This is a genomic window from Bacillus sp. LR_5 (assembly GCF_042709275.1).
In genome coordinates this window covers 1-1,224 of the sequence record NZ_JAVAXX010000597.1, presented here as the reverse complement: position 1 = coordinate 1,224, position 1,224 = coordinate 1, and the positions used below count along the sequence as shown (strand labels likewise).

Below are 1,224 nucleotides of genomic sequence, written 5' to 3'. Positions count from 1 at the left end.
AAACGGTTTGGCAGCTGACTTTTTTTCCAGCATTGTTTCCGGTTAATTGCTATTTAGTAGAGGAAGAAAACGAAGTCACCCTTATTGATGCCGCACTGCCAGGCAGCTATAAAGGGATTATTCAAGCTGTGAATCAGCTTGGAAAACCGCTTCGGCATATTTTACTGACTCATGCACATGGGGACCATGTCGGATCACTGGATACATTGGCACAAACATTTCCGCATGCAAAGGTCATGATCTCGGAACGGGATTCATTCTTGCTCCAAGGTGACACATCCTTGCGGCAAGATGAGCCGCAGACGCCTATAAAAGGAGGTATTCCGAAACACATACAAACAAAGCCTCACCAACTGCTGACGGGCGGTGAAACAATTGGTTCTCTGCTTGCCATTCCAACACCGGGCCATACACCGGGCAGCATGTCATTTCTTGATACAAGAAACGGCACTTTAATAGCAGGAGATGCGTTTCAGTTACGCGGAGGAATCGCTGTATCAGGTCAGATAAAATGGGCGTTTCCTTTTCCCGCCTTCGCCACATGGAATAAGGAGGAGGCCATCAAAAGCGCACAATTGCTCGCCGATAAGGCGCCTACCTGTCTCGCTGTCGGACATGGAAAATTCCTGCGATCACCTTCAGAGCGGATGAGACAGGCGATCCAAAAAGCAAAGAAAGGATGATGAGCATGTCACCGAGAATAGGTTTGACCCAAAAAATGATTGTAGACGCTGCAGCGGAGATTGCTGATCAGGAAGGGGTAAATGGTGTCTCACTTGCCGCACTTTCTAAAAAAATGAATGTGCGCCCCCCGTCATTGTATAACCATATCAACGGGCTGCAAGCGATCAGAGCAGAACTTGCTGTCAGAGGACTGACAAAGCTTTTTGATCAAATGGCGGACTCCGTAACCGAACGAAAGGGAGATTCCGCTATGCTTTCTTTAGCTCATGCATATGTTGATTTTGCAATTGAAAATCCCGGATATTATGAAGCGGCTCTTCTTAAGGTTCAGGACAAACGGACGGAAATCGTCTCTGACCAAATTGTCTGTCTTGTGACGAAGCTGCTCATTGAAAACGGCTATGCAAGTGAAAAGACTGCCATTCATGCGACAAGGGGGCTTAGAAGCCTGCTGCATGGCTTTACTGCTTTAATCGCAAAAGAAGCATTTGAACGTGAGGAGGACATTTTAGAAAGCCTGTCATTTTCAATTCGGACATT

Annotated in this window: 2 protein-coding genes; both read left to right on the top strand. The window is 46.7% G+C overall.

Features of this window, described 5'->3' with window-relative positions:
- The coding region (locus RAC86_RS38830; RefSeq protein WP_377886972.1) for an MBL fold metallo-hydrolase at nt 1-683 on the top strand (683 nt) is incomplete at its 5' end.
- Nucleotides 684-688: 5 nt separating this feature from the next.
- Nucleotides 689-1,224 (top strand): TetR/AcrR family transcriptional regulator (locus tag RAC86_RS38825; RefSeq protein ID WP_377886971.1); only part of this gene is annotated, 536 nt, incomplete at its 3' end.